A 26674-nucleotide genomic window follows, 5' to 3' on the forward strand; every position below is an offset into this window, starting at 1 on the left:
GGATCGGCAGGCCACGACGGCCGTCGTCGGGGCCCCTTGCGTCAGTCCGCGAAGGCGCTCTTGGCCCCGGCCGATTTCTGCGTCTTGAAGATCGACGAGGCATCCGGCGCCGGCGGCAGGGGCATCCGCACCGGCACCGGCTCAAGCCGTGGCGCGAGACACGGTTCGCCGATCACCATCCGGTCCTGCAAATCCTCCCAGAACCGCGCCTGACCCAGCGCGTGGATGTAGGAATTCGCCCCGAGGATCGGCCAGGCATCCGCCTTTGCCAGTTCATAGAACAGGATCAGCCGCGGCCGGTCGCTGACATTCGGCGCCGAGCCGTGCAGCGTGCGCGCGTGATGCACCGTCATGTCGCCGGCGCGGCCGGTCAGCGTCACGATCCTGTCGCGGTGGAAATCCGGATCGTCCGGGTCCACCGCGCCGGCGAAGACCCCGTTCATCTGGTGGCTCAGCACCGGCCCGCGGTGCGAGCCGGGGATCACCTGCAACGGTCCGTTGGCCTCGGTCACGTCCTCCAGCATCAGGCCGAAGGCCAGCAGGTCGTCGTTGGTGTGCGGATAGAAGGCCCAGTCCTGATGCCATTCCACCGCCGCGCCGCCACCCGGCGCCTTGGTGTTCAGCTTGGCGGTGATCAGCGCCGCGCTGTCGCCCAGCAGATCGCGCAGCACTTCGGTCACGTTTGACCGCTTCAGCACCTCGTCATAAAGCGGATGCTGCTTGTGGGGCAGCTTGATCCGGGTCAGCCGGGGGGTTTCAGACGAATGCCCCTCGTCCAGATCATAGACGTCGTTGCTCTCTGAAACCTCCCGCGCGGCGTCGATCAGATCATGGGTGATCCGCTGCAGCCGCGCCAGTGCCTCGCCGGTCACCACGCCTTCGACCTTCAGATAGCCCTCGGTTTCGTAAAACCGTTTCTGATCCTCGCTCAGCATATCCGTTCCTCCCGTCCAGCGCGCGCGTTTACCGGGCGCCGCCCTTCTTCACTTCCTCCGCCAGATCCATCCCGTTCAGGCGCGCCACGTGATCCGAGATCATCGGCACATAGTCCGCGCCCTTCCCGATCGCCTCCACATGGGTGAAATACTGCTTCACCGCCGAGGCCATTACGTTCATCACCCCCGCGTCGTTGGCCATGTTGTTCAGGTACCGCACGTCCTTCGACGCGTTGGCGATCGAGAACTTGTGCGCATCACGGTCGCGGCCCACGGTATAGGCCATGAAGGTGTCGAAGAAGCCGTTGCCCAGCCGCGAGGTGCCGATCACCTGCTGCACGGTCTGCGGGCTGACGCCAACCTTGGCGCCCAGCACCGTCGCCTCGGCGAAAAGCGCGGCATAGCCCATCGAGATGAAGTTCATGATCAGCTTCATCTTGTGGCCCGAGCCGACCGGCCCGATCCGGTTGATGTTGCCGCCCCAGCATTCGATGACGGGGCGAACCTTGTCCCATGTGGCATCGTCGCAGCCCACCATCACGTCCAGTTCGCCCGCCTCGGCCTCTTTCGGCGTCCGTCCCAAAGGCGCATCGACCATGGCGCCGCCACGCGCCTGCATCTCTTCCGCCAGCTTCATGGTCGACACCGGGTCCGCCGTTGTAGCGTCCACCACGATCAGCCCCTCGCGCATCCCCGCGAAGATGCCGTCGTCGCCATGAAACACACCTTCGACCTGCTCGGAATTCGACAGGCAGAGGTGGATGATGTCACATCTATCGGCCATCTCCCGCCCGGTCAGGACCTCCTCGGCCCCGCGCCCCAGCAGATCCTCCACCGGCGCGCGGTTGCGGTTGCCCTTGATGCAGAGCGTGTAGCCCGCCTCGACAATGTTCTTCGCCATGCCATGACCCATCAGGCCGACGCCGATAAAACCGATCACCGGTTTGTTCATTTGTTCACTCCCTCAAAGGCTGGCCGTGATGCCGCCATCGACATACAGCACATGCCCGTTCACGAAACTCGCCGCGTCCGACGACAGGAACACCGCCGCGCCCACCAGTTCCTCGACCTGCCCCCAGCGGCCGGCCGGGGTGCGTTTCTCCAGCCAGGCCGAGAACTCCGGGTCCGCCACCAGCGCCGCGTTCAGCGGCGTGTCGAAATACCCCGGCGCAATCGCATTGCAGTTCAGCCCGTGTTTCGCCCAGTCCGTCGCCATGCCCTTGGTCAGGTTGGCCACCGCGCCCTTGGTCGCGGTGTAGGGCGCGATTCCGGGCCGGGCGAGCAAGGCCTGCACGCTGGCGATATTGATGATCTTGCCCTTCCCGCGCGAGATCATGTGCCGCGCCACCGATTGCCCGACAAAGAAGGCCGAGGTCACGTTGGTCAGCATCAGCTTCTCGAACATCTCCGACGGGAAATCCTCCAGCGGGGTCCGGTGCTGCATTCCGGCGTTGTTGATCAGGATGTCGATCGGGCCGCTGTCGGCCTCGTAGCCGTCCACCGCCGCCCGCACCGCGTCCGCGTCCGTCACGTCAAAGGCCAGCGTGTCCACCTCGGCCCCCTCGCCCCGCAGGGACTGCGCCGCCGTTTCCAGCCGTTCGACGTTGCGCGCATTCATCACGATGCGTGCGCCGGACTGCGCCAGCCCCGAGGCCAAGGCCCGTCCGATCCCCAGCGACGCGCCGGTGATCAGGGCGGTGCGCCCCGTCAGATCGAATAGTGTCATGCATCTCCCCCGTCCGCACGGTGCCGCGCGGTTGACAATCCGGGCCGCAACCCGCTTCATGACAAAATGGTATACCAAATCCGCGTCGAATCAAGCCGCCATCTGCCTGCGTTGCAGGCCCTCCCCCGGGGGACGGCATGAAGGCGCTCTATGCCCATGGCGCGCACGACCTGAAGCTCGCCGCCTTCGGCACCCGCGCCCCCGGCGCGGGCGAAGTCACCGTGAAGCTGGCCCGGGGCGGCATCTGCGGCTCTGACCTGCATTACTACAACCACGGCGGCTTCGGTCCGGTGCGCCTGCGCGAACCCATGGTGCTGGGCCACGAGGTCTCGGGCCATGTCACCGCGCTGGGCCCCGGCGTCAGCGGGCTGGCCGAAGGCGATCTGGTCGCGGTCTCGCCCTCGCGCCCCTGCGGCGCCTGTCCCGAGTGCCTGCGCGGCCTGCCGAACCAGTGCCTGAACATGGCCTTCTACGGCTCCGCCATGCCCTTTCCCCACATCCAGGGCGCGTTCCGCGAGGAACTGACCGTAAAGGCAGCGCAATGCGCGCCCGCCGATGGCCTGACACCGGCGCAGGCCGCCATGGCCGAGCCGCTCTCGGTTGGCCTGCACGCGGTGCGCCGCGCCGGCGAGGTTCTGGGCCGTCGTGTGCTGATCACCGGCTGCGGCCCGATCGGCGTGCTTGCCATCATGGCCGCCCGTCGCGCCGGTGCCGCCGAGATCATCGCCTGCGACATCGCCGCCCCGGCGCTGACCTTCGCCGCCGGGGCCGGGGCCGACGTCACCCTCAACACCGCTGAAAGCCCGGACGCCCTTGCCGCCTATGGCGCCGGGAAAGGCCAGCTCGACGTGCTCTTCGAATGCTCCGGCGCGCAGCCCGCGCTGGCCGCCGGCATCGCGGCGCTGCGCCCGCGCGGCGTGATCGTGCAGCTGGGCCTGTCGGGCGACATGGTCCTGCCGATGATGCAGCTTACCGCGAAAGAGCTCGACCTGCGCGGATCGTTCCGCTTCCACGAGGAATTCGCCGTGGCCGTCGACCTGATGCGAAAGGGCCTGATCGACCCCTCGCCGCTGCTTACCCACACCTTCCCGCTTCAGGATTACGAAAAGGCCTTCGCCACCGCCTCGGACAAGGCGCAATCCATGAAGGTCCAGCTGGACTTCTCCTGATGCTCACATTCGCCGCCGCCGTCATCCTGCTGATCATCACCCCCGGTCCGGGCGTCCTGTCGACCGCCGGTGTCGGCGCGGCCTATGGCTTCCGTCCGGGGCTCAGCTATGTCACCGGGCTTTTCGTCGGCACCAACATGGTCGCGCTCGCCGTCATCACCGGCCTTGCCGCCGTCGTCCTGTCGGTCCCGCTGCTGCGCGAGGTCCTGATGGCCGCCTCCGTCGCCTACCTGCTTTACCTCGCCGCGCGCATCGCCTTTGCCGGATCGCGCATTGCCTTTATCGAGGCGACAACCGCCCCAGGTATCGGCGCAGGCGTTTTGCTGCAGGCGATCAATCCCAAGGCCTATGCGGTCAACACCGCGCTGATCACCGGTTTCGCATTCTATCCCGCCAGCCTTGCGGTCGAAACCGGGCTGAAGCTGGTCATCATGAACCTGATCTGGATACCCATTCACCTCGGCTGGCTCTGGGCCGGTGTCGCCTTGCACCGGCTGAATCTGCCCGAGCGCACCCAACGCACGATCAACTACGCCATGGCGCTGGCCATGCTAGGCGTCGTCGCGCTCGCCATCCTGTCCGCCACTGGAACCGCCTCATGACCCACGACACCGCCCTTGCCGAATTGCGCGCCCTGCTTGGCGACCGCCTTGCCACCTCGGACAGCCACCGCAGCCAGCACGGCCAGAACGAAGCCTGGTACGCCGAGGCCCTGCCCGACGCCGTCGCCTATCCCGAAACCACCGAGGACGTGGCCGAGATCGTGAAGATCTGCGCTCGCCACGGCTGCCCGATAACACCCTTCGCCGCCGCCTCGTCCCTCGAAGGCCAGCATCTGCCGGTCAAGGGCGGCCTCAGCCTCGACATGATGCGGATGAACAGGCTGCTCGCGGTCAATGCCGAGGATCTCAATTGCACCGTTCAGCCCGGCATCACCCGTGAGGAACTGAACACCGAGTTGCGCGCCACCGGGTTGTTCTTTCCCATCGACCCCGGCGCCAATGCCTCCCTCGGCGGCATGGCCGCGACCCGCGCCAGCGGCACCATGGCGGTGCGCTATGGCACCATGCGCGAAAACATCCTCGCGCTCGAAGCGGTCATGGCCGACGGCAGCATCATCCGCACCGGCAGTCAGGCGCGCAAATCCTCCTCCGGCTACGACCTGACGCACCTGCTGATCGGGTCCGAGGGTACGCTGGGAATCATCACCGAGATCACCCTGCGGCTTCAGGTCCAGCCCGAGGCGATCAGCGCCGCCACCTGCCGCTTCGAAACCGTCGAGGACGCGGTCAACTGCGTGATCCTCACCATCCAGTCCGGCATCCCCATGGCACGGATCGAACTGGTGGACGAGATGATGGTGAAAGGCTTCAACCTCCACAACGATGCCGGCCTGCCGGAAAAGCCGCACCTCTTCCTCGAATTCCACGGCTCCCCTGCCAGTGTCGCCGAACAGGCGCAGGCCTTCGGCGACATTGCCGAGGACTTCGGCGCCACCGCGTTCGCCAAGGCTGAAAAACCCGAGGACCGCACCAGGCTCTGGGCCATGCGCCACAACGGCCACTACGCAACCGCCGCCCTGCAGCCGGGCAAGCGCACCATGGCCACCGACATCTGCGTCCCGATCTCTCGGCTGGCCGAGGCCGTCACCACCGCGCAGACGCGCACCCGCGAACTGGGCCTGACCTCCGCCATTGTCGGCCATGTCGGCGACGGCAACTTCCACTGCGGCATCCGCGTGAACCCCGACGATCCCGAGGAGCTTGCCACCGTGAAGGGCTTCGTGGCCGAGTTGAACGACCTTGCCCTCAAACTGGGCGGCACGGTGTCGGGCGAACATGGCATCGGCATCGGTAAGCAGGACTACATGGCGCGCGAACACGGCACCGCGCTGGCCTACATGCGCGCGCTCAAGTCCGCATGGGACCCGAAGAACATCCTCAACCCCGGCAAGCTCCTGCCGCCGGGCAACTGATCGGAGACGCACATGCTCCCCCAGACCAACCCGGACCCGCGCGCCTGCCTTGTCGGTCGCGTCTGGCGGCCCGACATCGGCCCCAGCATTGTCACCCTGCGCGGCGAAAGGGTGGTCGACATCACCAGCCCCACCGCGCCCACCATGCGCGACCTGCTGGAACTGGACGACCCCGCCGGCCATGTCACCGGCCTGACCGGCGAAGACATCGGCACCTTGTCCGAACTCGCCGCCGCCTCGTCCGAAGCTGCCACGGACGACAGCCTTCACCTGCTCGCGCCCTGCGACCTGCAGGCGATCAAGGCCTCCGGCGTCACCTTCGCCGCCTCCATGGTCGAGCGCGTCATCGAAGAGCAGGCCGCCGGCGACGCCGACCGCGCCCAGGCGATCCGCGCCAAGGTTCACGACGTGATCGGCGATAGCCTGTCCGGCATCACCCCCGGTTCCGATCAGGCCACGCAGGTCAAAGAGGTGCTGCTCAACGAAGGTCTCTGGTCGCAATACCTCGAAGTCGGCATCGGCCCGGACGCCGAGATTTTCACCAAGTCGCAACCCATGGCCGCCGTCGGCTGGGGCGCGGCGGTCGGCCTGCACCCGGTGTCGAACTGGAACAACCCCGAGCCCGAGATCGTCCTCGCCGTCAATTCGCGCGGACAGATCCGCGGCGCCACCCTTGGCAACGACGTCAACCTGCGCGACATCGAGGGGCGATCCGCGCTGCTTCTGGGCAAGGCCAAGGACAACAACGCCTCTTGCGCCATCGGCCCCTTCCTCCGGCTGTTCGACAAGGGCTACGGCCTCGACAACGTCCGCCGGGCCGAACTGACCCTGCGGGTCGAGGGCGACGAAGGCTTCACCCTCGACGGCACCTCGTCGATGACGCAAATCAGCCGCGACCCCGCCGAGCTGGTCAAACAGACCATCGGCCGGCATCACCAGTATCCCGACGGCTTCTTCCTGTTCCTCGGCACCATGTTCGCCCCCGTCAAGGACCGCGATGCGCCGGGCCAGGGGTTTACCCACCACCCGGGCGACGTGGTGACGATCTCGGAACCCGGCCTCGGCGCGCTGGTCAACACGGTGCGGCTGTCCACCGACTGCCCGGAATGGACCTTCGGCAGCGCCGCCCTGATGCGCAATCTCGCGCGGCGGCGGCTGCTGTGAGCGGTCGACCGATCCGATGGACCTTCATGCCGGATTGCACCAGCGCCCGGGAGGCTCCGCTATGACCCACAAATCCTTTCTCGCCCTCGGCGAATGCATGGTCGAGATCGCCCCGGCAGACGACGACCTGTACCGCCGCGGCTTCGCGGGCGATACCTTCAACACCGCCTGGTATGTCCGCCAGCTGCTGCCCGGGGACTGGTCTGTCGCCTATGGCACCTGCATCGGCGACGACGCGATCTCGGACGAGATGGCCAGCTTTGTCGCCGGCTTCGGCATCGACACATCGACGATGCGGCGGCTGAAGGACCGCACCGTCGGCCTTTACCTGATTTCGCTTCAAAACGGCGAGCGCAGCTTCTCTTACTGGCGCGGCCAGTCCGCCGCCCGCGCCCTGGCCGAAGACACCGGCTGGCTGGCGCGGATCACCCAAGGCCGCGACATCATCCATTTCTCCGGCATCACCTTGGCGATCCTGCCACCTGATCAGCGCAGGGCCTTCTGCGGCGTGCTGTCCGACGCCCGCGAGAACGGCGCCCAAATCGCCTTTGACACCAACCTCCGGCCGAGGCTCTGGGACAGCGAGGAGGCGATGCGCGCGGGCCTGACCCTCGGCGCCTCGGTATCCGACGTCGTCCTGCCGTCCTTCGACGAGGAATCCGAACTGTTCGGCGACGCCAACCCGGAGGCCACCATCGCGCGCTACCGCGAAGGCGGCGCCCAACTGATCGCGGTCAAGGACGGCGGCGGTCCGTTGACGGTCTGGACCGCGGACACCGGTATCACCACGCATCAACCGCAGAAGGTCACGCCGGTGGACACCACCGCCGCCGGCGACAGCTTCGCCGCCGGCCTTCTGGCGTCCCTCGCCGCCGGCCATCCGCTGACGGCCTCCATCGACCGCGCCATGCGCCTCGCGGCGCTGGTCATCCAGGCCCGGGGCGCATTGGTGCAAGACATATTCGAGAAAGGCGACTTCGCATGAACATCCTGATTATCGGCGGCGGCGGGGTCGTCGGCCAGAAACTGGCGACGGCACTGGTCAAACGCGGCCACCTGCGCGGCACGGACATCACGCAGATCACGCTGGCCGATATCGTCGACCCGGCCCCGGTGGCGGGCGACATCCCGGTCAGGACCGCCCGCAGCGACATCACGGACCCCGATTCCATCGCGCAGGTGCTGACCCGCGACACGGACGTCGTCTATCACCTGGCTGCCGTGGTCTCGGCCCATGCCGAGGAAGCCTTCGACGACGGCATGGACATCAACCTTTTCGGCGCGCTCAACGTGCTGCAACGCTGCCGCCAGCTCGGTACGAAACCGGTAGTCGTCTTCACCTCGTCCATTGCCGTCTATGGCGGCGAGGTGCCCGACCCGATCCTCGATCACACGGCCCTGAACCCGCAGACCTCTTATGGCGCGCAAAAGGCGATGGGCGAGCTTCTGGTCACGGATTTCTCGCGCAAGGGCTTCATCGACGGCCGTGGCTTCCGCCTGCCGACAATCTCGGTCCGGCCGGGCAAGCCCAACCGCGCGGCCTCGTCGTTCATGTCCTCGATCCTGCGCGAGCCGCTGAACGGGCAGGAGGCCGTCTGCCCGGTGGACGCGGATTTCCCGCATTACTACCTCAGCCCGCGCAAGTGCATCGACAATCTGATCCGCGGCGCCGAAATTCCCGAGGCCGACCTCGGTCAGAACCGCTGCATGATGATGCCCGGCCGCACCTGGACCGTGCGCCAGCTGATCGACGCCATGACCGCCGTCGCCGGGCCCGAGCCGGCGAGACTGATCCGTTGGGAGGCACAACCAGACATCCAGCGCATCGTCAGCGGCTGGCGCTTCGACCTGCGCCCCGAAAAGGCGGTGAAGCTGGGCCTGACCGCCGACGACAGCTTCGAAGACAACATCCGCTACTACCTCGAGGATGACAGGCCCGTGACCTGATCCCGACCGGGCGCGCGGTAGGATGGGTGCTGAGCACCCATCCTACGCCGTTCGCCGAACTTGCCGACAAAAGCCAGCGGCGAGACTTCCGGGATCCTCCTCCCCCGCGCGATCTCGCGGTGCACCGAGGACCAGCGCCACTCCTCCGGTTTGTCCTTCAGCCCATGCATGACGGGGTTGAACCAGCAGTACCGCACATGCCGCAGGTAATCTGCCTCGTCGCGGATAGCATGCTCCCAGAACCGCCGCTGCCACAGCCCGCGCTCGCGCTTGGCCGCCACCGACGGCGGTCCGCACCGCCGCACGCCCACCCGCCGGGTGAAGCGCGCCTTGATCAGCCGCCAGCGGGTCGAGAAATCGTCGTCGCCCTCCGGCAGGGTCCAGACCGCGTGCAAGTGGTCGGGCAGCACGACGATGGCATCCGTCTGGAACGGCCGCTCCAGAAACGTCGCCGCATAGGCAGCCCGCAGGTCATCCACATGATCCAGCAGGTCCGTCGCCCCGGGCCGCGCCAGCATCACCGAAAAGAAGTAGGTCCCGCCGCGTATCCGCAGCCGCCGGTAAGAGGTCATGCCCGAAGACTGACCGAGTCGCGGTTAACGACCGGCAAACGCGGTCGGGTAGGATGGGTGGTCCCCACTCATCTCAGTTCACCGGGGTCTTCAACGCCTCGCCCGCCAGATGTGCCTTGATGTTGTCGCGCTGCAACTGCGCCATCGCGGCCCGCGTCGCATGGGTGCCGGACCCCTGGTGCGGCTGAAGCACCACGTTGTCCAGCGCGAGGAACCGCTGGTCGAAGTCCGGTTCGCTGGCAAACACGTCCAGCCCCGCCCCGGCCAACCGGCCGCTTTCCAGCGCGTCCAGCAGGGCGGACTCGTCCACCACCGACCCGCGCGAGATGTTCACGATCACCCCGTCGCGTCCCAGCGCCCCGATCACCGCTTTCGACACGTAGCCTTCGGTCGCCTTGCCGCCGACCAGCGCCACGAACAGGAAATCCACAGCCTCCGCCAGCGCCACCGGATCGGCATGATAGGTCCAGCCGGGCGTCTCCTTCTCGGACCGGGCGTGATAATGCACCTCGCATTTAAACGCCGCCAGCCGGTTCGCGATCTCGCGCCCGATCCGGCCAAGACCCATGATGCCCACCTTGCCTCCGCTCAGCTTGCGGTTCAGGGGGTACGGCCCCTCCGACGCCCACTTGCCTTCCCTTGTCCAGCGCCCGGCCTGCTCCATTTCGCGCCCCTGCATCAGCCACATCGCCACCGCCAGATCGGCAACGTCGTCGTTCAGCACATCCGGCGTGTTGGTCACCTTCACACCGCGCGCGTCCGCCGCCGCCACGTCGATGGCGTCATAGCCGACGCCGTAGTTCGCCACGACGCCGAGGTTCGGCAACATGTCCATCTGCGCGGCACCGAAGGCATGATGCCCCTTGTAGGCCACCGCCTCGATCTCCTCCCGCTCGCTTTCGGGCAGGCCCGCGATGCCCTCCGGGCCGGTCACGTACCGGCAATCCAGCTGCGCCTGATGGTCGCGCAGCTCGCTTTCCGAATAGGCCCCGACGGCCAGTACCTTGCTCATGTTTCGTCCTTTCCGACGGCTTGGCGGATCTCCGTCAGCCATCCAATTCCATCTTCCACCCTGCCGCCCCGCGGCCGGTATTCCGCGCCCACCGGACGGTTCCAGCCAAACCCGGCCAAAGCCCGCAACACGTTGGGATAATGCACCTCGCCCGCGTCCGGCTCGCCCCGGTCGGGCACCGCCGCGATCTGTACGTGGCCGATCACCGGCAGGTGCGCCTCCAGCCGGGTCAGCAGGTCGCCCTGCATGATCTGCACGTGATAGCAATCGAACATCAGCCGCAGGTTCCCGGCCTCCAGCCCGTCGATGATCTCGGCCCCGTGTTCGACCTGCGACAGGTGATAGCCCGGCGCATCGCGCAGGTTGATCGGCTCGATCAGCACCACCATGTCACCTGCCGTGTCACAGGCGTACCGCAGGTTCTCGCGATAGACCCGCTCCGCCGCCGCGCCGCCGCCGCTCTTGCCGGCCATGACATGCACAGCGCCCGCGCCGATTGTACGGCCATAGGCCACCGCCTCGTCGATTGCCGCCCGTGCCTCGACCTCCTGTCCCGGCATGGCAAGGAACCCCATGCTGTCGCCCGGCCGCGTGTTCAGCCCCAGCATCTCCAGCCCGGTCTCGTCCAGCGCGGCCTTCACCTCGCCCGGGTCGAACGCGTAGGGAAAGTGGCACTCCACCGCGTCGAAACCATCGCGCCGCGCCGCCCGGATCCGTTCGGGGATCGGCAGGTCGTCGTAGAGAAAGCCTATGTTGGCCGAAAACCGCATCAGTCCCACTCCACATCGAAGGCCGTCACCACCCGGTCGATCTGTTCCGAGGTCAGCACCTTCGCGTCAACGCCCCTGAGCAGCAAGGCCAGTTTCGCCGTCTCTTCCAGTTCTTCCATCGCGTAGACCGCCGCATCAAGGTCCTTGCCCGCCACCACCGGCCCGTGGTTGGCCAGCATCACCGCCGAGCGCTTGCCCGCCAGTCCGCGCACCGCATCGCCCATCGCCGGATCGCCGGGCACGAAGAACGGCAGCAGCTTGACCTTGCCCAGCCGCATGATCGCGTAAGGCGTCACCGGCGGCAGGAAATTGTCTTCGTCCGCCTCGGGCATGAGTGACAGCGCCACCGAATGCGTCGAATGGATATGCACCACCGCGCCCGCGCCTGCCCGCGTTTCGTAAAACGCCGAATGCAACGGCATCTCCTTGGTCGGCCGGTCGCCGCCGACGTGCCGTCCGGCGGCATCGAAGCGCGACAGCCGCGCCGGATCAAGCCGGCCAAAGCTGCTGCCCGTCGGGGTCACCAGCAGCCCGCCGTCGTCGCACCGGACCGAGATATTGCCCGTCGCGCCCCCCGTCAGCCCGCGCTGAAACAAGGACGCCGCCTGTGCGCAAACCTGTTCCCTGAGCCGTGCCTCGCTCATGCCCCCTGCTCCATCAGGCCCGCCGCCTTGGCAAAGAAATCCTCGGCGCCGAAGTTGCCCGATTTCAGCGCCAGCACGAGCCCCTCCGAAGGCCGCACGACCGGCACCCCGGGGTCGATCTCGGGCCCGATGCGAAAGCTCTCCGGCGCCAGCGCCTCGACCACCGCACCGGAAGTCTCGCCCCCGGCCACGATCAGCCGCGTCACGCCGCGCGCCACCAGCGCCCGTGCCAACCCGGCCATCAGCCCTTCAAGCGTCTCGGCCACCGCCGCGCGCCCGAACCGGTCCTGTGCCGCCTTCACCGTCTCCGGCGTCGCCGACGAATAGACCAGCGGAATGCCTGCGGACTGCTCCGCCATCACCCAATCGGCCAGGCTCTCGGCCGTGACATCGCCCGCCATTGCCTCCTCGGCGGTCACTTCCCACGCCGGATTGCCCTGCATGTGCACCTCGATCTGCCCCCGCGTCGCGGCGGAGCACGACCCCGACAGCACCGCCGCCGGCCCCGCCTGCCCGTCCCAGCCTGCGGCGGTCCCCGTCAGCAGCCCGTCGTCCGAGAAATTCGCCGGTAATCCCATGGCGATCCCCGACCCGCCGGTCAGCAGCGGCAACCCCTTGGCCGCCCGCCCCAGCGTCATCAGGTCGGCGTCATGGATCGCATCCGCCACCAGCAGCCGGTGCCCCTTGGCCTCTTCCTCCAGCATCCGCGCCCGGACCATCCCCGGCCCCTTCGCCACCACCTGCGCCGGCACGTGTCCGACCGGGCGCCGGACCTGCAATCCCAGCCAGCGCCGCAAGTCGGGGTCCGTCATCGGCGTCAAGGGGTGGTTCTCCATGCCGCTCTCGCTCAGCAGCCGGTCGCCCACGAACAGGTGCCCCATATAGACCGACCGCCCCGTCGCCGGAAACGCCGGACAGACCAGCACCTGCCGCGCGCCCAGCGCATCGGCCAATGCCTCGGCCACCGGCCCGATGTTGCCCTCGGGCGTCGAATCGAAGGTCGAGCAGTACTTGAACAGGAACTGCCGGCAGCCTTGGTGCTGTAACCACTTCAGCGCCGCCAGCGACTGCGCCACCGCCTCGGCCACGGGGATCGAGCGCGACTTCAGTGCGACCACCCCTGCCTCGACATCCGCCGCCGCATCGCCTTTCGGGACGCCGACGTATTGCACCGTCCGCATCCCCTGCTTGACCAGCGTGTTGCCCAGATCGGACGAGCCGGTGAAATCGTCGCCGATGCAGCCCAGCAGCATCAATCGTCCCCCGGCAGCTTGATCCCGGCGGCGCGCGCATAGACCCGCGTGATCGCCGCGTCGTCAATCGCGCCGTCGCCGGCGTCCGAGGCCTTGCGGTACTGTCTCAGCGCCACCTCGGTCAGCGGCAGCGGCACCTTGGTGCCCGCGGCGATGTCACAGACGATGCCCAGATCCTTCGGCCAGATATCCACCATCGACCGTGGTTCGTAGTCCGCCGCCACCACCCGTGGCGCGCGGTTCTCGAACATCCACGAATTGCCGGCCGAGTTGCGGATGATCTCCACCACTTCCGCGAGGTCGAGACCCTGCGCTGCGGCAAAGTTCAGCGCCTCGCCCATGGCCGTCAGGTGCACCCCGGCCAGCAGCTGGTTCACCGCTTTCATCGCGCTGCCCGCCCCGGCCCGGTCGCCCAGCCGGTAAACCACCTTCGACACCTCCGCCAGCGCCGCGCCGGCCTTGTCGAACGCCTCCGCCGATCCCGACGCCATGATCGACAACGTCCCGCTCTCGGCCCCCACCGCCCCACCGCTGATCGGCGCGTCCAGATAGAGCATCCCGGCAGCGCGCGCCTTGTCCCCCATTTCGCGGGCAAAAGCCGGCGGAACCGTCGCACAAGAGACGAAGACCGCGCCGTCGCGCATCCGCGGCAGGCAGTCGTCCAGCACGGCCTCGGTCTGCGCCGCGTTCAGGACGACGCAGAACACCACGTCGCTTTCCGCCACCGCCTCGGCCAGCGTCGCCTGCTTGCCGCCCGCCGCCTCGAAGGCCGCCAGCCGCGCCTCACTGACATCCACGCCGCGCACGTCGAAGCCCGCCTCCAGAAGGACCCGCGCCATCCCCATGCCCATCGAGCCGAGCCCGATGACCGTCACCGCCGATTGCGCCATGTGTCCCCCTGAAAATGGTATACCAAATCAGGATGGCGCTATCCCGGTGGCGTGTCAACCGCCGCGGGACGGGCGCGCGGCACCCGGCGTCAGCCGCGTACGCGCCCCGAATACAGCCGCACGCGGATACCGCCGTGGTCCACCACCGGCCCGGCCTGAAGCCCCAGCCCCGTCGCCTTTGCCAGCCCGGCCTCGCTGGTCACCAGACCCACGCGCCAGCCCCCGAACTTCGCCTGCATCACCTGCCCGAACGCGCCGTAAAGCGCGTAAAGCAGCTTCTTGTTGCCGATCCGCCCCCCGTACGGAGGGTTCACGATCACCAGCCCGGCCGGACCGTCGGGCCGCTCAAGATCGCTCACCGCGTGATGCTTGAACCTGCAGACCCCGGCCACCCCGGCGCGCTCCGCATTCTCCTGCGCCATCGCCACCGCGCCGGCGTTGCGGTCCGAACCGTGAAACCGCAGGTCGGTTTCGCCGCCGTCGCGCTTCATCGCGGCAAAGGCTTCGGCGTCGAAGGACGCCAGCCGCTCGAAGACAAAGCTGCGCGACCGCCCCGGTTGCAGGCCCATCGCCATCTCGGCCGCCTCGATCACGAAGGTGCCCGATCCGCACATCGGATCGACGACCGGCATCGCACCGTCATACCCCGCCGCCCGCAGGAACAGCGCCGCGAGCGTCTCGCGCATCGGGGCCTTGCCGACCCCCGGCTTGTGGCCGCGCCGATGCAGCAACTCGCCCGAGGTATCCACGCTGAAGGTGCAGAGGTCATCCTCGATCCGCGCCCGCACCGTCAGGTCAGCCTCGGCCGACACCGTGATTCCAGCCGCCTCGAGCGCGCCCGCGACCCGCTGCGCCGCCGCCTTGTCGTGGTAGATCCGCGATTTCCGGCAGCTGGCCTCGACCTTCACGGGAACATCCGGCCGCAGCACCGCCCGCCAGTCCAGCTTCTTCGCCCGTTTGTCGAGCTGCGCCAGATGCATCGCCCGGAACTCACCGATCCGCGCCAGCACCCGCGCCGCGCCGCGCAGGTCAAGATTGGCCCGCCAGACCTCGGGCCAGCCGCCGCGAAAGCTGACGCCCCCCGGGACGCAGAGCGGCTTGGCGAAGCCGGCGTCGCGCACCTCGTCGCGCAGGACCGGCTCCAGACCGGGTGCGCAGACCAGAAATATCTCGAACTCGAAGTCCATCCCGCCCCCTTTGCGCCCGCCCGGACCCATCAATGGATCAGGTCCGATCCGGTAACGCCTCAACAGGCCATCGCCCACGCCCGCAGTGCAGCCTGATCCGTCAACGGATCAGCACCGATCTGTCGACAGATCGGCCTCCGTCACAAGGGGTGCGAAGGCGCCTTGCCCGAGACCGCACCATAGGGCCGCGTCACATCCTTCAGCGTCACCTCCAGCGCCTCGACCTGCAACCGGATCGCGCCGTCGCCGGCCAGCGTCAGCAGCACCTCGCCGGTGCCGTCCTCACCCGGCGTGAAGGTGACCGCCAGCAGTGACAGGATCACGTCGCGGTCCGACCGGTCGATGCCCTGGCTCGCCACGCGCTCCACGTTCTCGACCACCAGCACCGATTGCACCCGCTCCGGCTTGCGCGCGCGGCGCTCGGCCGCCGTCAGATCCTCCCAGCGGAACCGGTTCACCAACAGCGCGAACCGGCGCGCCTTCGCTTGCCACCGCATTTCGGTGATCGGAAACACCGCGTCCTGCGCCAGCGCCGACAGCACCTGCAGATCCTCGCCGTCCCAGGCTGCCAGATACAGGGGCGCTTCCCGCCCCTCTTCAAAGGTCGCGTCGCGCTGGCTCATTCCTGGACCCGCTCGATCTGCGCACCGACGCCGCGCAGCTTGCCGACGACATGCTCGTACCCGCGGTCGAGGTGATAGACCCGGCTCACCCGCGTCTCGCCCTCTGCCGCCAGACCGGCGAGGATCAGCGACACCGAGGCCCGCAGATCCGTCGCCATCACCGGCGCTCCCTTCAGCCGTTCGACCCCGCGCACCCTGGCCTGACCGCCGTGCACCTCGATATTCGCGCCCATGCGCGTCAGCTCGGGCGCGTGCATGAAGCGGTTCTCGAAAATCGTCTCATCCAGCGTGCAATCGCCCTCGGCGGTGCACATCAGCGCCATCATCTGCGCCTGCAAATCCGTGGGAAAGCCGGGGAACACCTCGGTCCGCACATCCACTGCCCGGATGCGCCCGTTCTTCCGCGCCACCTTGAGCCCGGTCGCGGTCTCTTCGACCGAAACACCGGCCTCGTCCAGCTTTTCGGCGAAGGCCGTCACCAGTTCCAGCTTGCCGCCCAAGCATTCGACCTCGCCCCCGGCAATCGCCGGCGCGATCATGTAGGTGCCCAGTTCGATCCGGTCGGTCACCACCGGATGCGTCGCGCCGTGCAGCCGGTCGACACCCTGAATGGTGATCTCCGAGGTGCCCTCGCCCTCGATCTGCGCGCCCATCGCGCGCAGGCAGCGCACTAGGTCGACGATCTCGGGCTCGCGCGCGGCGGTCTTCAGCACCGAGGTGCCCTTGGCCAGGGTCGCCGCCATCACGAAGTTCTCGGTCGCGCCGACAGACGCGAACCGCAGCTCGTGCACGGCCCCCTTCAGCCCGCCAGTGGCCTTGGCGTGCAGGTAGCCGTCCCTCAAATCGATCTCCGCGCCCAGCGCCTCGAGCGCCGAGATGTGCAGGTCCATCGGCCGCGCCCCGATGGCACAGCCGCCGGGCAGCGAAACGATTGCCTGCCCCATCCGCGCCAGCATCGGCCCCAGAACCAGGTTCGATGCCCGCATTTTGCGCACGATCTCGTAGTCGGCGGTGTGCGAGGTCAGATCATGGCTCGACAGTGCAATCACCTTGCCGTCCTGCATCGACGACACCTCGGCCCCCAGCGAGCCCAGCAGTTCGCTCATCGTCTTTATGTCGCTGAGCCGCGGCGCGTTGGTCAGCGTCAGCGGCTCTTCACTCAGCAGAGTGGCCGGCATCAGCGTCAGACAGGCATTCTTCGCGCCCGCAATCGGGATCTGCCCGCTCAGCGGGCCATTGCCCGTCACGATGATCGAATCCATGCCTCGTCAGTCCTTTTTCTCGGTCTTGCCGTCGGTTGTCCGCGCCTTCGCCTGCGCCTTGCGCCGTGCCAGATTGGCCTTCAACGCCTTTTTCAACCGCGCCTCGCGGGTTTCGGTTCCGGCACCCTTGCCGGAGGATTTGGTGTCGCTATCACGGGTCATGGCTCCGTGGTATCGCAAGTGCGAAAAAGGGTCCAGATTGCGCTTGCACTGCCACGCTTTTGCGTCTAATCACCCGCCACGCCGCGACGGACCGTCCGGCACCGGCGCTGCTGTAGCTCAGAGGTAGAGCACTCCCTTGGTAAGGGAGAGGTCGAGAGTTCAATTCTCTCCAGCAGCACCATCAAACCCACGTCAGACATACCCGGCTGCGCCTAGCCTCCTACGTCCCCCGGCGTGTGTTAGGGAATCGGGTATCGCAGGTCCGACCGTGCGCCATCGCTCAAAAGTCCATTACGTTGCTGCCCCGCCAGATAGGGGTTTCGCCCCATCCGTTCACCGATCGACAGACTGCGGACACCCCGATGCCTGCGGCGCCCTCCTCAAGGAGTCCCGCGACCGAACGAATCCGAAGCTTTCATCTGAAATGGTGCCCCCACACAGCAAGGAATACCCATCTCTTGTGACTTCAAATAGTCTCAGCATGGGACAGGAGGCGCCCAAGACCGTTATTTACATAGAACATCCTGCCTCGGCTTGTTTCAATCCATCTCACCCCATGCTGCATGCTGTGGGTGGACTGATAGGTGGATGGAATGACACGCGCATTGCACAGGCTCTCCGCAGTAAGAGTTCGGACGGCGCCGCCTGGAAAATATGCAGATGGCGGCGGCCTCTGGCTCAACAAGCGCTCTGACGGCGGGGCGCAGTGGTTTCTGCGCGTGACGGTTCACGGACGCCGGCGTGAGATGGGGCTGGGATCAATGCAGCATGTCTCGTTGAAGGAAGCCCGACAAGAGGCCGAGAAATGGCGGGCGCTTGCTCGCTAGGGCATTGACCCGGTGAAGGAACGACAGCGTCTGGCGCGGGTTGCCGCTCGGAACATGTACCTCTTGCGGGACATCGCTCAGGACGCTTTCGAGAGCCGCAAGGCCGACCTCAAGGACGACGGCAAGGCCGGGCGATGGCTCTCGCCGCTCGAGCTGCATGTCCTGCCAAAGCTGGGGGGCGTGCCGGTCTCGCAAATTGACCAGCAGGACATCCGCGACACCCTGCGTCCGATCTGGCACACCAAGGCCGATACCGCGCGCAAGGCGATGAACCGTCTCGGTATTTGCCTCAAGCATGCAGCCGCGCTCGGCCTCGATGTCGACCTGCAGGCCACCGAAAAGGCAAAGGCTTTGCTCGGGCGCCAGAAGCACAAGGTCCAGCACGTGCCGGCATTGCCTTGGGTCGAGGTTCCTGCCTTCTACGCCAGCCTGTCCGATGGGACGATCACTCACCTCGCTCTGCGTTTGCTGATCCTGACGGCAGTTCGATCGAAACCTCTTCGTTTCCTGCGGCTCGATCAGATCGAGGGCGATGTCTGGAAAGTTCCGGGCGAGATGCAAAAGGGCCGGCGTGACCGCACACCGGACCTGGCTGTTCCACTGTCTGAGGAAGCAATGGCGATCATCGAACAGGCAAGGCCGTTCGCGCGCGACGGCTACCTGTATCCGAGTGTCCGCAAGGGCGTCATTAGCGACGCCACCATGGCCCGCCTGATGGAACGGCGGGGCATGGAGGCACGACCGCACGGCTTTCGCTCCAGCTTCCGGGACTGGTGTGCAGAGAGAACGGATACGCCGCGCGAGATCGCCGAGACCGCGCTCGGTCACGTGGTTGGCGGGGCGGTAGAGCGCGCCTATCGGCGGACCGATTTTCTGGACCAGCGTCGCGAACTGATTGAACGTTGGGCACAATTCGTCTGCCATGACGGCCCAATGGCGAAATCTGGCGATGGGTGAGGGCGATGCCGCACGGCAGTTCAACTGGGAGCCCCTTGTCCAAGCAAGGGACTGGGACGCCGTGGATAACTGGTGGCGCGAAAGCTTCCTGGAGCGCCCTGACGACAAGGAACCTCTGCGGTTTCTTCTCATCGCACTACGCAATCTGGTTCCGAAGACCACGGTCGTAAACGGAATTGAGAAGATGGAGCGCCATTTGACGCGAGCAGACAGCCGGTCTGATTGGGCGGGGCGCGAGGCCCTGAAGGGCGCAGCTGACATCCTGGAACTTGGTGAACTGGAAGCCGCGGCCAATGGCCAAATAGCGACGGCCGGTGAAGCCTGGACCGAGCACAAGGATATGCTCATCGCTTTCTTGCAGGACGCTGTCGAGAAGCCTGAGGCAACCACCGGTTCAGAAGAGTTATCGCGTCAGCAGCACGCCAAGGAAGCACTCAATCTGTTAAAGCAGGTCGAATTTATCGAGCGCGCAATGTTGGCGCAGCTGGAAACTGACAAAGATGGAGCGTGGCTCCAGGAGTTAGTGGCCGAGGTCGCGTTTTCCGCGGTCGAAGCCGGGCGCCGTATTCAGCAGGCTTGGGGTAAGGACTTCGAAAAGCATGCGGCCGACAGGATCAAGAGTATTGACCGTTTTGCGCATCATAACGACGGGCGCAATAACAGAAACGAAGAGCGAAAGATTAAAATGGTGACATGGCAACGAGAAGCCCTGCGGATGCGGGCAGAGCTGCCGGGCAAGAATCGAAGCGCCTCTGAAGAGGCTGGTATCATCGAGAAAGAGTTGCGCAAGTTGGCGGCTGCCGGGGCAGAATTCGACCCGCCTGCGAAAAAGACGATCCAGAACTTTCTCTCGACCCAAAAGTCGACCCAAAAATAGTTTTCCGCGCACGTTCGTGCCCAGGAAAGCCACAGCCTTACACCATCAGCCAGACGCAACCCATTGCACCAAGCGCAATGCAGCATCGAGGCTGATCAATGACAAAGCTCTCAAAAAAAATCGATACGACCCAGCGCCCTGAACTGCTCGCATATGATCCGCTCATTCGCGACGCCGAGGGCGCCCGGCTACTCGGCTGCTCGAAGGCCACCTGGTGGCGCCGTGTTGCCGACGGGACGCTTCCCCGCCCCTTGAAGATCGGGGGGATGTCGCGCTGGAAACTCTCCGAGGTGCTGGCGGTCATCGAGTGCGCGGTCGGCAAGCGTGCCGATAGTGAATAGCCGGCCCACAATGCCCCCCTTCAAGAGCGGCGGGACCTTCATGGTTTCGCGCGCCGTTTGGCAGCACCCGGCATTCAAGGACGAAAAATTCTCGGAGCGTGAAGCGTGGCTGTGGATGCTGAGCGAGGCAAGCTGGAAGGCACGTCAGAAGCGCGTGGGTGCCGCGATCGTTTCACTGGAACGGGGCCAGCTCGCTATGTCGCTGAGGTTCGCTGCGGCGGCCTGGAAATGGACGGACAGCCGCGTCCGGCGTTACCTCGAACGGCTCAAAAAGCAGAAAATGGTCGCAACCCAAACCGACGCAGGCGTGACGGTCATAACCATCCGCAACTACGACGTTTATCAGCTTGGCAGCGCCTTGTCAGACGCGGGTGCGACGCAGCAGCGACACACCTGCGACGCAAACGATAAGAAAGAAGAAATACATAAGAAAGAAGGGAAGAAGCATACTTGTGCGTCTTCCACCGGCAGCCTTTCGGTTGACAGCGACATTTCGCAGGCCGTTGGCAACTACAATTCTGCCGCCGATCAGGCCGGGTGGCCGAAGGTCCAGAAGCTCACACCGGCCCGTACCAAGAAAATCGGGGCACGCCTGCAGGACGCCGGCGGGCACGATGGGTGGCGGGCAGCAATCGGAAAAGCGCTCAATAGCGATTTCTGCCTTGGGCGGACAGCAAACGCCTGGAACGGCTTCAGCCTTGACTGGCTGATCAAACCCGAAAACTTCACGAAGCTTATGGAAGGCAACTATGACAACCGACATCAGCCGCAAGCTCGCGGGTACGCCGCCCAAGGAAAGAGACAAGGCTCTTCGTTCGCAAGCATTGCAGCTCGGCGTCGGTCTCAACGTCAAGTATAGAACGTGCTTCAAACCCGGAGGAGTCAGCGTTGACCTTCCAACAGGCTGTGAACTGTATGGCAACCGGGCTCGGCTTCCAGAAGTCGCTCAAATGCTGCAGGAGGCTATGGAGCCCGCCTCTCAAATTGACATTGAAGCGTGGCTGGCCGAGCTGTCAGAAATCGTAATTCGCCGGAGCTCTGACGATATTTCTTCGGAAATAGCCTTCGAGGCCTATCTACGACGGCTGGCTGAATACCCGGCTGACGTGGCTTACGACGCACTCCTCGTAAGGACCTGGCAATTCTGGCCCACTTGGGATGAGCTCAAGACGGTCTGTGACCAGCTCGTGTCAACGCGTCGGGTTATGCTCCGCGCCGTTTACAGCGAAGCAGCGCAATTCGACGACACTGATGCCGATAGGAAACGCGCAACGCGGGATCAGGTTGAGCAAATCCTTAAGGGAACTCGCTTTGATCCAAAAAGGATGAACAGCACGGCCGGCTGCAATCAGGAAGAGCGGGACGCCGACACCGAGCACCAACGCCATTGGTTCGAGACCGCAGCTCCGGACAGCCCGGAAGTGGCGGCGCTGAATAAGGCTCGGCAGGAGAATGAACTCATTCGTCAATCCCGAGATGCGATGGCCAAGGAGATGCGGTCCGCGCGCAAAAGTGACAATGGCTAGACACCACTTGCGAAATATCTGCGGACTCGTCGAAGCAAGCCGCTTCATGGAAGCAATTAGAAAGTAGAAAGCCCCGCATGCCGAGCAGCACAGCCAAGTCTCAACCCGGAATTCCTGAATGGGCCTTACCGTTCGTGCTCAACGCTCGACAGGCTGCGTTCGTCGACCAGTATCTGATCGACTTCAATGCGACGCAGGCCGCCATCCGCGCAGGATACAGCGCCAAGACAGCTCGAAACCAGGCATCCGCGCTCTTGGCAAAACTTAACATCCGACAGTCCGTTGAGCATCGCTTGGAGGCCCGTCTGGAGCGCATCGAGCTCGATCAGGATTTCGTGCTCAGAAGACTGCATGACGAACTCACAGCGCGCCTGTCTGAGCTCTATGACGAGCACGGCGCACTCCTGCCAGTGCACGATTGGCCGCCGGTCTGGCAGCAAGGTCTCGTGACCGACCTCGACAGTATTGAGAGGCTCGACGAGGCAGGGGCCGTGATCGAAAGCCGGCGCAAGCTGAAGATCGGCGACCGGATCAAGCGCCTTGAGCTCCTGATGCGGCATTTGGGAATGCTGGCTGACAAAGTGCAGGTGGATGCCCCGTCGCACCTATTAAGCACCACCCGCGCGGTTATCCAAGGCGCGTCCAATATGCGTCCGGGCGAGTTCGACATTGGCGACGGCGACGTCCGCTAAGTCGGGAAAAGATTGGAGATGTCGGGCTTGATCCAGACGCTTGATCAGGCTCGCGCTTGCGGATTATGTGCGTCTGCCGTCTCGTATGCCAAAAATTCGGTCGTTCCAATGGGCCGATCGTCCCACTCTACTGGTCTAAAATCGCCGAACCGGCACACTGGACATGAAAGGATGGCTCGAGTTCGGCCAATCGCGGTGGAGTCCGAGAAACAGGGCGAGATTCAAGCACTCAGGTTCTTGCGCCAGTACCGCATTCCAACTTCAAGAAGGACCGAAGCGCTGTCCCAAGCGGACATCAAACTTGTCGGTTCACTGCGGTTCCGGCCGTGCGGCAATGTTTCGGGAATGTTCGGGTACAGGATCAATTCTTCCGCACGTTTTTGAAAGGCATATAGCTTTTCGGCCAATACCTCGCCCAAAGATGGATCCATGCCACGTGTTGCGCTGCACAGGTCCGCCATCGTCTCGGAGACCGCTCGCCAGTCGGTCAGCGCCATGTGCAACAGAGAGAGCGCATAGACCTCCGAAGGATCCAGGTCGCCGAAGTCCGGCGCGTCGCTCCATTCCGGTTGATCGCGCTGGAAAACATTCCGGCGTCTCTGGACAACATACGGAAGGAACGCCCAGAAATGACCCGCTTTCCACGGTGCGCGGGATGTGATGGACGCCACGCCAGAGTCCCAGCCCGTGCGAAGATCGGAGCCCTGATGGCGCTCCGACAGGACGTCCGAGAGGCTCGCGCCGGGCTCCACCGGCGAAGGTCCGGCGGCCAGCGCCGCGGCCCACTGTTCACGCGCTTTCCGCCATGTCGACGAGCGAAGGGGCAATGCCTCGCAGGCGGCCCCGAACTGCGCGTCGTCGACGGCGTAGGGAAGACAACTGATCACCAGGCGATGTCTCGTATCATCGTTCGCGTTTTCAAGCGTCGTTTTGGAGTCGAGGAGTATGTCCTCGATCCCGTAGTGGATGCCCAGCCGCAGCCAGTCCGCATTGGAGAGCCAGGGAAAAGCAAGCCGGCTGCCCGTGCGCGGGATCGGTTTCGCCCGGTTCGGTGGGTGAGCGACGGCGCGGCAGTCATGGATCAGGCTCTCGACTTCAGCCCAGTAGCGCATTTTATTGGATCTTTGTTGCTTTCGAAACCTGTTGAATATTGTCATGCGAGCTCTAATCCGGCTGGTTGTTTGACATTCGGTAGCTGGAGAATAGGTCGGCATATCGACCCCAATGGGACCGAACTTGGATACGAACGTTGTTCGCTTCTAACGATACCAGATTGCGGCGCTGAGCCTGGTGCAGTCGCCACAGGTGCGAGTCGTTTAAATCCGAGCGCCGAAGGTCTACTTAGGGCTCAAGGGGTCATGCGCCGTCCTTGACGTCACGACCGGCCCACAGAAGGCATTCGACGCACGTTACGTTGCCGCGGCGCAGCTCACCGGACTGGCCATTCGCTACGGTTGCACGGTATGAGCAAAAGACGAACTCAACAACGCGAGGCTCTGCGGCCGTTGCCTGCAGGCCGCAGGCGTCTTGACCAAATCTATTGCGTGGAAGCCCGGAGACCTTGCCAGTAATGCCCCGCAACACCACAACCAAAACACTATGGGGCTGATGGTATGGTCAAACAACTCGTTCACAGGATCCTTTGGCGCCTTGAAAAGCTGGTGGATCGAATTGTCGGTCAACGGGACAAGCGCAGGATCATTGAACCGTATATAGGGTACGCAACGCCCGAGCATCTTATTCTCCGTGGGCGTGTGCTGACGGGGCTTCGACGCACCAAACCGAAGCCCACGCAATCGCGCTGGACAAATTTCAAGCAGATGGTCGCGCTCTTTATGACCGATGAAGTTGCCAACGTGAAAGTTGAAGCGAAAGGCGTCGTCGCGGAATCGGACGAGGAGGGGTACTTCAAATTGCTTTTGCCGCGCGGATCGCATTCGGGATGGGCAGACATCCCCTTGTCGATCTTCGGGGCTGATATCGAAACGATTTGTCCTGTGCTGATCGCTGATCACGATGCTGAATTCACCGTGATATCGGATATCGACGACACCATGCTGCAGACCGGCGCTTATTCGCTGGCGAGAAACCTTTGGACATCGCTGACCGGCAACATCAATACCCGTAAGGTTTTTCCCGACGCGGTAGCCTTTATGAACGCGGTCTCGAGGCGCGGTCTGAATCCGGTGTACTACGTCAGTTCCAGCCCATGGAACCTTTACATCTTTCTGGTCAGCGTGTTTGAGCGTTCAGGTCTTGTCAGAGGCCCCATGTTTCTGCGGGATCTTGGTCTCAGCGAAAAACAGTTCATTACCGGAAGTCATGGAGATCACAAAGGCTCGAGCATCGACGCCATTCTGGCTGCACACCCAGACCTGCCGGCGGTTCTTGTGGGCGACACCGGGCAGCATGATGCCTTCGTCTATCGGGACGCGATTGATCGCCATCCCGGACGTATCATCGCGGTCGTCCTGCGAGAGCCAGGGCCGGGGCCTGATGCTGAAAGTAAAGTAGCGATGGAAGCAATCGAAAATACCGGCACATCGCTGTTCCACGCGGTCTCCTTTGATGGTTTTGCAGAAAGAATTGTTTCTTCGACGTATCATTCGACTGCACGGTAGCGGCTGCAGCTGCAGTTCATGTGTGCCCAGCGGTACAATGCCGACTGCCGAGCCGGCGACGCCGGTTGGTAACGGAGAATTTTGAGGCGCTGTGTGGCTCGTTTTCAAGACCTTTACGTAGACGCCAATGGGTTTCGGACCCGATATTGGCATAAGGGGGATGGCGATATCCCCCTTGTGCTACTCCACGGGCTTGGCGGAACAATCGAGGATTGGGCGGGAACGTTGGCGCCCCTCGCCAAGACCCGTCGCGTCATCGCTATCGACTTGCTCGGCTGCGGTCGGAGCGACAAGCCTGTGAACTCCTCTTATTCACTTGAGGTTATGCGCGACCATGTTGTCTCGACATTGGATTCACTTGGATTGGATCGCGTCAGTTTGAACGGATGGAGCCTCGGTGGTCGGATCGCGCTTGACATATCTCATGCTGAGCCGCAGCGCGTTCACCGCCTGATCCTGACCGCGCCGGCAGGAGTTGGACGGGATACGATCCTTGACCTAGACGCGCCTGTTCTTGACATAATGAGGCAAGTTGCGACACGGCCCGGGGGCGCTGGCCTGCGGATTATGCAGAACGCAATCCGCAGCGGGGGAAGTGCCCGTTTGATGGAATTCGTCGCTCGACGTGTGTCTCTTGTCACCGATGAGACATCTCGCAACGCTTTCCTAAGGCAGCTACACAGCATTGTCGGACCTTCCGGATACCTTCCGGAACCGCGAGAGGCTCTTATAGCGAAACTGCCGCACATTTCTACACCGACACTAGCCGTTTGGGGAAGCCAGGATGTGTTCGCACCGTTTGCCCACTCAAAGATTCTAATCTCGAATATGCCGCAGTGCGCCTTGCATAAAATTGAAAGGTGCGGACATGTTCCACACATAGAATGGCCCGAACTCTACACATCGGCCGTCGATGAGTTTTTGAGATGATTATTGGCCGTGCCTACCTTCTGAAAAGACTACCCATCGACGCGACCATGCAATCGATGAAGTTGCGGACGTCACTGCCGCCGGGGGTCAGACTGTGCAGGCCGTTTTATGAGGTTGTTTGAAACCATCGCTCTGGCCCCAAATGCCGTTGGAGCGTAGGCGCCGCGGCGACTTTGGCGAAGCTGTCGTGGCAATCGGTGGGGTCGAACAGAAGGCGCAGTTTTGAGCTGAATCTGCCGCACAGCGACGCCTGCTATATCCGGGCCTCCCCGGCAGCGATGGCGGAGGCCTATGCACGGTCACGTCCGCACCTTTGTGTCCTTCGCCAGCTTGCCAGTATCGGCCCAGAGGAGACATTGATCGCCAACGCGGATGCCGCGGTGCGGCTTCGCCAAACCGGTCTTTCGCTGAACTGCAAAAGCGTGGCGAACACCCTTTTGCTAAAAGTTGCTCCGGGGAAATTTCGCGGTTGCTCGGGGTGCGACCTGAAAGCTCGCCATGAGGCGAATATTGCTGCAGTCGCCAGGTTGCAGTCCCGGCTTGAGAAGGGCTGACACTCGAAAGCCTGAAAACTAGGATTCTCCCGCGTTTGCATCACGGTCAGCTGTACTC

The 26674-nt window shown here is 64.5% G+C and carries 27 protein-coding genes, 1 tRNA gene and 2 pseudogenes; 16 read left to right on the top strand and 14 right to left on the bottom strand.

From position 1 onward, the window contains the following. Positions 1 to 41: 41 nt before the first annotated feature. From AC04PT_RS14865 to AC04PT_RS14875, 3 genes are read right to left on the bottom strand one after another with little or no spacing between them, the layout of a single operon-like run. On the bottom strand, positions 42 to 935 hold the full coding sequence (locus AC04PT_RS14865; protein ID WP_482874506.1) for a phytanoyl-CoA dioxygenase family protein: 894 nt from the start codon (positions 933 to 935) through the stop codon (positions 42 to 44). A 28-nt stretch (positions 936 to 963) separates the two neighbouring features. Further along, positions 964 to 1887: an NAD(P)-dependent oxidoreductase gene (locus tag AC04PT_RS14870; protein ID WP_482874507.1), complete on the bottom strand. Its 924-nt coding sequence runs from the start codon at positions 1885 to 1887 to the stop codon at positions 964 to 966. Between the two features lie 12 nt (positions 1888 to 1899). Further along, complete coding sequence (locus AC04PT_RS14875) at positions 1900 to 2661, bottom strand: SDR family oxidoreductase (protein WP_482874508.1); 762 nt, start codon at positions 2659 to 2661, stop codon at positions 1900 to 1902. A gap of 137 nt (positions 2662 to 2798) precedes the next feature. Between AC04PT_RS14875 and AC04PT_RS14880 the strand changes: the two genes are divergently transcribed. The 6 genes from AC04PT_RS14880 (at position 2799) to denD (ending at position 8916) form a co-directional block, all read left to right on the top strand. After that, positions 2799 to 3830 (top strand): L-idonate 5-dehydrogenase, encoded by a 1032-nt coding sequence (locus AC04PT_RS14880; RefSeq protein WP_482874509.1) that lies wholly within the window; start codon positions 2799 to 2801, stop codon positions 3828 to 3830. Continuing rightward, on the top strand, positions 3830 to 4432 hold the full coding sequence (locus AC04PT_RS14885; protein ID WP_482874510.1) for a LysE family translocator: 603 nt from the start codon (positions 3830 to 3832) through the stop codon (positions 4430 to 4432). Before AC04PT_RS14880 ends, AC04PT_RS14885 begins: the two co-directional genes overlap by 1 nt. Continuing rightward, the gene (locus AC04PT_RS14890; RefSeq protein WP_482874511.1) at positions 4429 to 5805 is read left to right on the top strand and encodes an FAD-binding oxidoreductase; all 1377 of its coding nucleotides are present in this window, start codon (positions 4429 to 4431) and stop codon (positions 5803 to 5805) included. The genes AC04PT_RS14885 and AC04PT_RS14890 overlap by 4 nt, the downstream gene beginning before the upstream one ends. A 12-nt stretch (positions 5806 to 5817) precedes the next feature. Continuing rightward, positions 5818 to 6969 carry a fumarylacetoacetate hydrolase family protein gene (locus tag AC04PT_RS14895; RefSeq protein WP_482874512.1) on the top strand — a complete coding sequence of 384 codons (1152 nt, stop codon included), beginning with the start codon at positions 5818 to 5820 and terminating at the stop codon, positions 6967 to 6969. 61 nt (positions 6970 to 7030) lie between these two features. Then, on the top strand, positions 7031 to 7954 hold the full coding sequence (locus tag AC04PT_RS14900; RefSeq protein WP_482874513.1) for a sugar kinase: 924 nt from the start codon (positions 7031 to 7033) through the stop codon (positions 7952 to 7954). Then, positions 7951 to 8916: a D-erythronate dehydrogenase gene (gene denD, locus AC04PT_RS14905; RefSeq protein WP_482874514.1), complete on the top strand. Its 966-nt coding sequence runs from the start codon at positions 7951 to 7953 to the stop codon at positions 8914 to 8916. The genes AC04PT_RS14900 and denD overlap by 4 nt, the downstream gene beginning before the upstream one ends. On the opposite strand, the gene AC04PT_RS14910 is transcribed toward denD, so the two are convergent. The 10 genes from AC04PT_RS14910 to AC04PT_RS14955 form a co-directional block, all read right to left on the bottom strand. Next, positions 8886 to 9488: an REP-associated tyrosine transposase gene (locus tag AC04PT_RS14910; protein WP_482874515.1), complete on the bottom strand. Its 603-nt coding sequence runs from the start codon at positions 9486 to 9488 to the stop codon at positions 8886 to 8888. The two genes, denD and AC04PT_RS14910, sit on opposite strands and share 31 nt — an antisense overlap. Positions 9489 to 9561: 73 nt before the next feature. Next, positions 9562 to 10500: a 2-hydroxyacid dehydrogenase gene (locus AC04PT_RS14915; RefSeq protein ID WP_482874516.1), complete on the bottom strand. Its 939-nt coding sequence runs from the start codon at positions 10498 to 10500 to the stop codon at positions 9562 to 9564. After that, entirely contained in the window at positions 10497 to 11270 is a 774-nt protein-coding gene (locus AC04PT_RS14920; RefSeq protein ID WP_482874517.1) for a hydroxypyruvate isomerase family protein, read from the bottom strand. The genes AC04PT_RS14915 and AC04PT_RS14920 overlap by 4 nt, the downstream gene beginning before the upstream one ends. Then, positions 11270 to 11914 carry a 3-oxo-tetronate 4-phosphate decarboxylase gene (gene otnC / locus AC04PT_RS14925; RefSeq protein WP_482874518.1) on the bottom strand — a complete coding sequence of 215 codons (645 nt, stop codon included), beginning with the start codon at positions 11912 to 11914 and terminating at the stop codon, positions 11270 to 11272. The genes AC04PT_RS14920 and otnC overlap by 1 nt, the downstream gene beginning before the upstream one ends. Continuing rightward, positions 11911 to 13167 (bottom strand): 3-oxo-tetronate kinase, encoded by a 1257-nt coding sequence (gene otnK / locus AC04PT_RS14930; protein WP_482874519.1) that lies wholly within the window; start codon positions 13165 to 13167, stop codon positions 11911 to 11913. The genes otnC and otnK overlap by 4 nt, the downstream gene beginning before the upstream one ends. Further along, positions 13167 to 14057, bottom strand: coding sequence for an L-threonate dehydrogenase (gene ltnD / locus AC04PT_RS14935; protein ID WP_482874520.1), 891 nt, complete (start codon positions 14055 to 14057; stop codon positions 13167 to 13169). Before ltnD ends, otnK begins: the two co-directional genes overlap by 1 nt. An 89-nt stretch (positions 14058 to 14146) precedes the next feature. Continuing rightward, positions 14147 to 15244 carry a THUMP domain-containing class I SAM-dependent RNA methyltransferase gene (locus AC04PT_RS14940; RefSeq protein WP_482874521.1) on the bottom strand — a complete coding sequence of 366 codons (1098 nt, stop codon included), beginning with the start codon at positions 15242 to 15244 and terminating at the stop codon, positions 14147 to 14149. A gap of 140 nt (positions 15245 to 15384) precedes the next feature. Next, entirely contained in the window at positions 15385 to 15867 is a 483-nt protein-coding gene (locus tag AC04PT_RS14945; protein WP_482874522.1) for a DUF2948 family protein, read from the bottom strand. Next, the gene (murA, locus tag AC04PT_RS14950; RefSeq protein ID WP_482874523.1) at positions 15864 to 17129 is read right to left on the bottom strand and encodes a UDP-N-acetylglucosamine 1-carboxyvinyltransferase; all 1266 of its coding nucleotides are present in this window, start codon (positions 17127 to 17129) and stop codon (positions 15864 to 15866) included. Before murA ends, AC04PT_RS14945 begins: the two co-directional genes overlap by 4 nt. Before the next feature lie 6 nt (positions 17130 to 17135). Next, a complete protein-coding gene (locus AC04PT_RS14955) occupies positions 17136 to 17291 on the bottom strand; it encodes a hypothetical protein (protein WP_482874524.1) in 156 nt (51 codons plus the stop codon). A gap of 106 nt (positions 17292 to 17397) precedes the next feature. Between AC04PT_RS14955 and AC04PT_RS14960 the strand changes: the two genes are divergently transcribed. The 7 genes and pseudogenes from AC04PT_RS14960 (at position 17398) to AC04PT_RS14990 (ending at position 22511) form a co-directional block, all read left to right on the top strand. Continuing rightward, positions 17398 to 17472 (top strand) — tRNA-Thr (locus AC04PT_RS14960). A 412-nt stretch (positions 17473 to 17884) separates the two neighbouring features. Continuing rightward, a pseudogene (locus tag AC04PT_RS14965) lies at positions 17885 to 19075 on the top strand (tyrosine-type recombinase/integrase). Then, positions 19068 to 19952, top strand: coding sequence for a hypothetical protein (locus AC04PT_RS14970; RefSeq protein ID WP_482874525.1), 885 nt, complete (start codon positions 19068 to 19070; stop codon positions 19950 to 19952). The pseudogene AC04PT_RS14965 and the gene AC04PT_RS14970 overlap by 8 nt, the downstream one beginning before the upstream one ends. A 98-nt stretch (positions 19953 to 20050) precedes the next feature. After that, the gene (locus AC04PT_RS14975; protein ID WP_482874526.1) at positions 20051 to 20293 is read left to right on the top strand and encodes a helix-turn-helix transcriptional regulator; all 243 of its coding nucleotides are present in this window, start codon (positions 20051 to 20053) and stop codon (positions 20291 to 20293) included. A gap of 10 nt (positions 20294 to 20303) precedes the next feature. After that, complete coding sequence (locus tag AC04PT_RS14980; RefSeq protein ID WP_482874527.1) at positions 20304 to 21152, top strand: hypothetical protein; 849 nt, start codon at positions 20304 to 20306, stop codon at positions 21150 to 21152. A gap of 91 nt (positions 21153 to 21243) precedes the next feature. Further along, positions 21244 to 21819 (top strand): hypothetical protein, encoded by a 576-nt coding sequence (locus tag AC04PT_RS14985; RefSeq protein ID WP_482874528.1) that lies wholly within the window; start codon positions 21244 to 21246, stop codon positions 21817 to 21819. Between the two features lie 77 nt (positions 21820 to 21896). Then, the gene (locus tag AC04PT_RS14990; RefSeq protein WP_482874529.1) at positions 21897 to 22511 is read left to right on the top strand and encodes a terminase small subunit; all 615 of its coding nucleotides are present in this window, start codon (positions 21897 to 21899) and stop codon (positions 22509 to 22511) included. A 221-nt stretch (positions 22512 to 22732) separates the two neighbouring features. On the opposite strand, the gene AC04PT_RS14995 is transcribed toward AC04PT_RS14990, so the two are convergent. Continuing rightward, positions 22733 to 23668: a hypothetical protein gene (locus AC04PT_RS14995; protein WP_482874530.1), complete on the bottom strand. Its 936-nt coding sequence runs from the start codon at positions 23666 to 23668 to the stop codon at positions 22733 to 22735. A 456-nt stretch (positions 23669 to 24124) separates the two neighbouring features. On the opposite strand from AC04PT_RS14995, the gene AC04PT_RS15000 reads away from it, so the two are divergent. The 3 genes and pseudogenes from AC04PT_RS15000 to AC04PT_RS15010 all read left to right on the top strand — a co-directional run. Then, positions 24125 to 25132 carry a phosphatase domain-containing protein gene (locus tag AC04PT_RS15000; RefSeq protein WP_482874531.1) on the top strand — a complete coding sequence of 336 codons (1008 nt, stop codon included), beginning with the start codon at positions 24125 to 24127 and terminating at the stop codon, positions 25130 to 25132. Between the two features lie 177 nt (positions 25133 to 25309). After that, a complete protein-coding gene (locus tag AC04PT_RS15005; protein ID WP_482874532.1) occupies positions 25310 to 26062 on the top strand; it encodes an alpha/beta fold hydrolase in 753 nt (250 codons plus the stop codon). Between the two features lie 163 nt (positions 26063 to 26225). Continuing rightward, positions 26226 to 26404: pseudogene (locus AC04PT_RS15010) on the top strand (IS21 family transposase); the annotation flags it as partial. Between the last annotated feature and the right edge of the window lie 270 nt (positions 26405 to 26674).

The organism is Litorisediminivivens sp. KMU-197 (assembly GCF_056858395.1).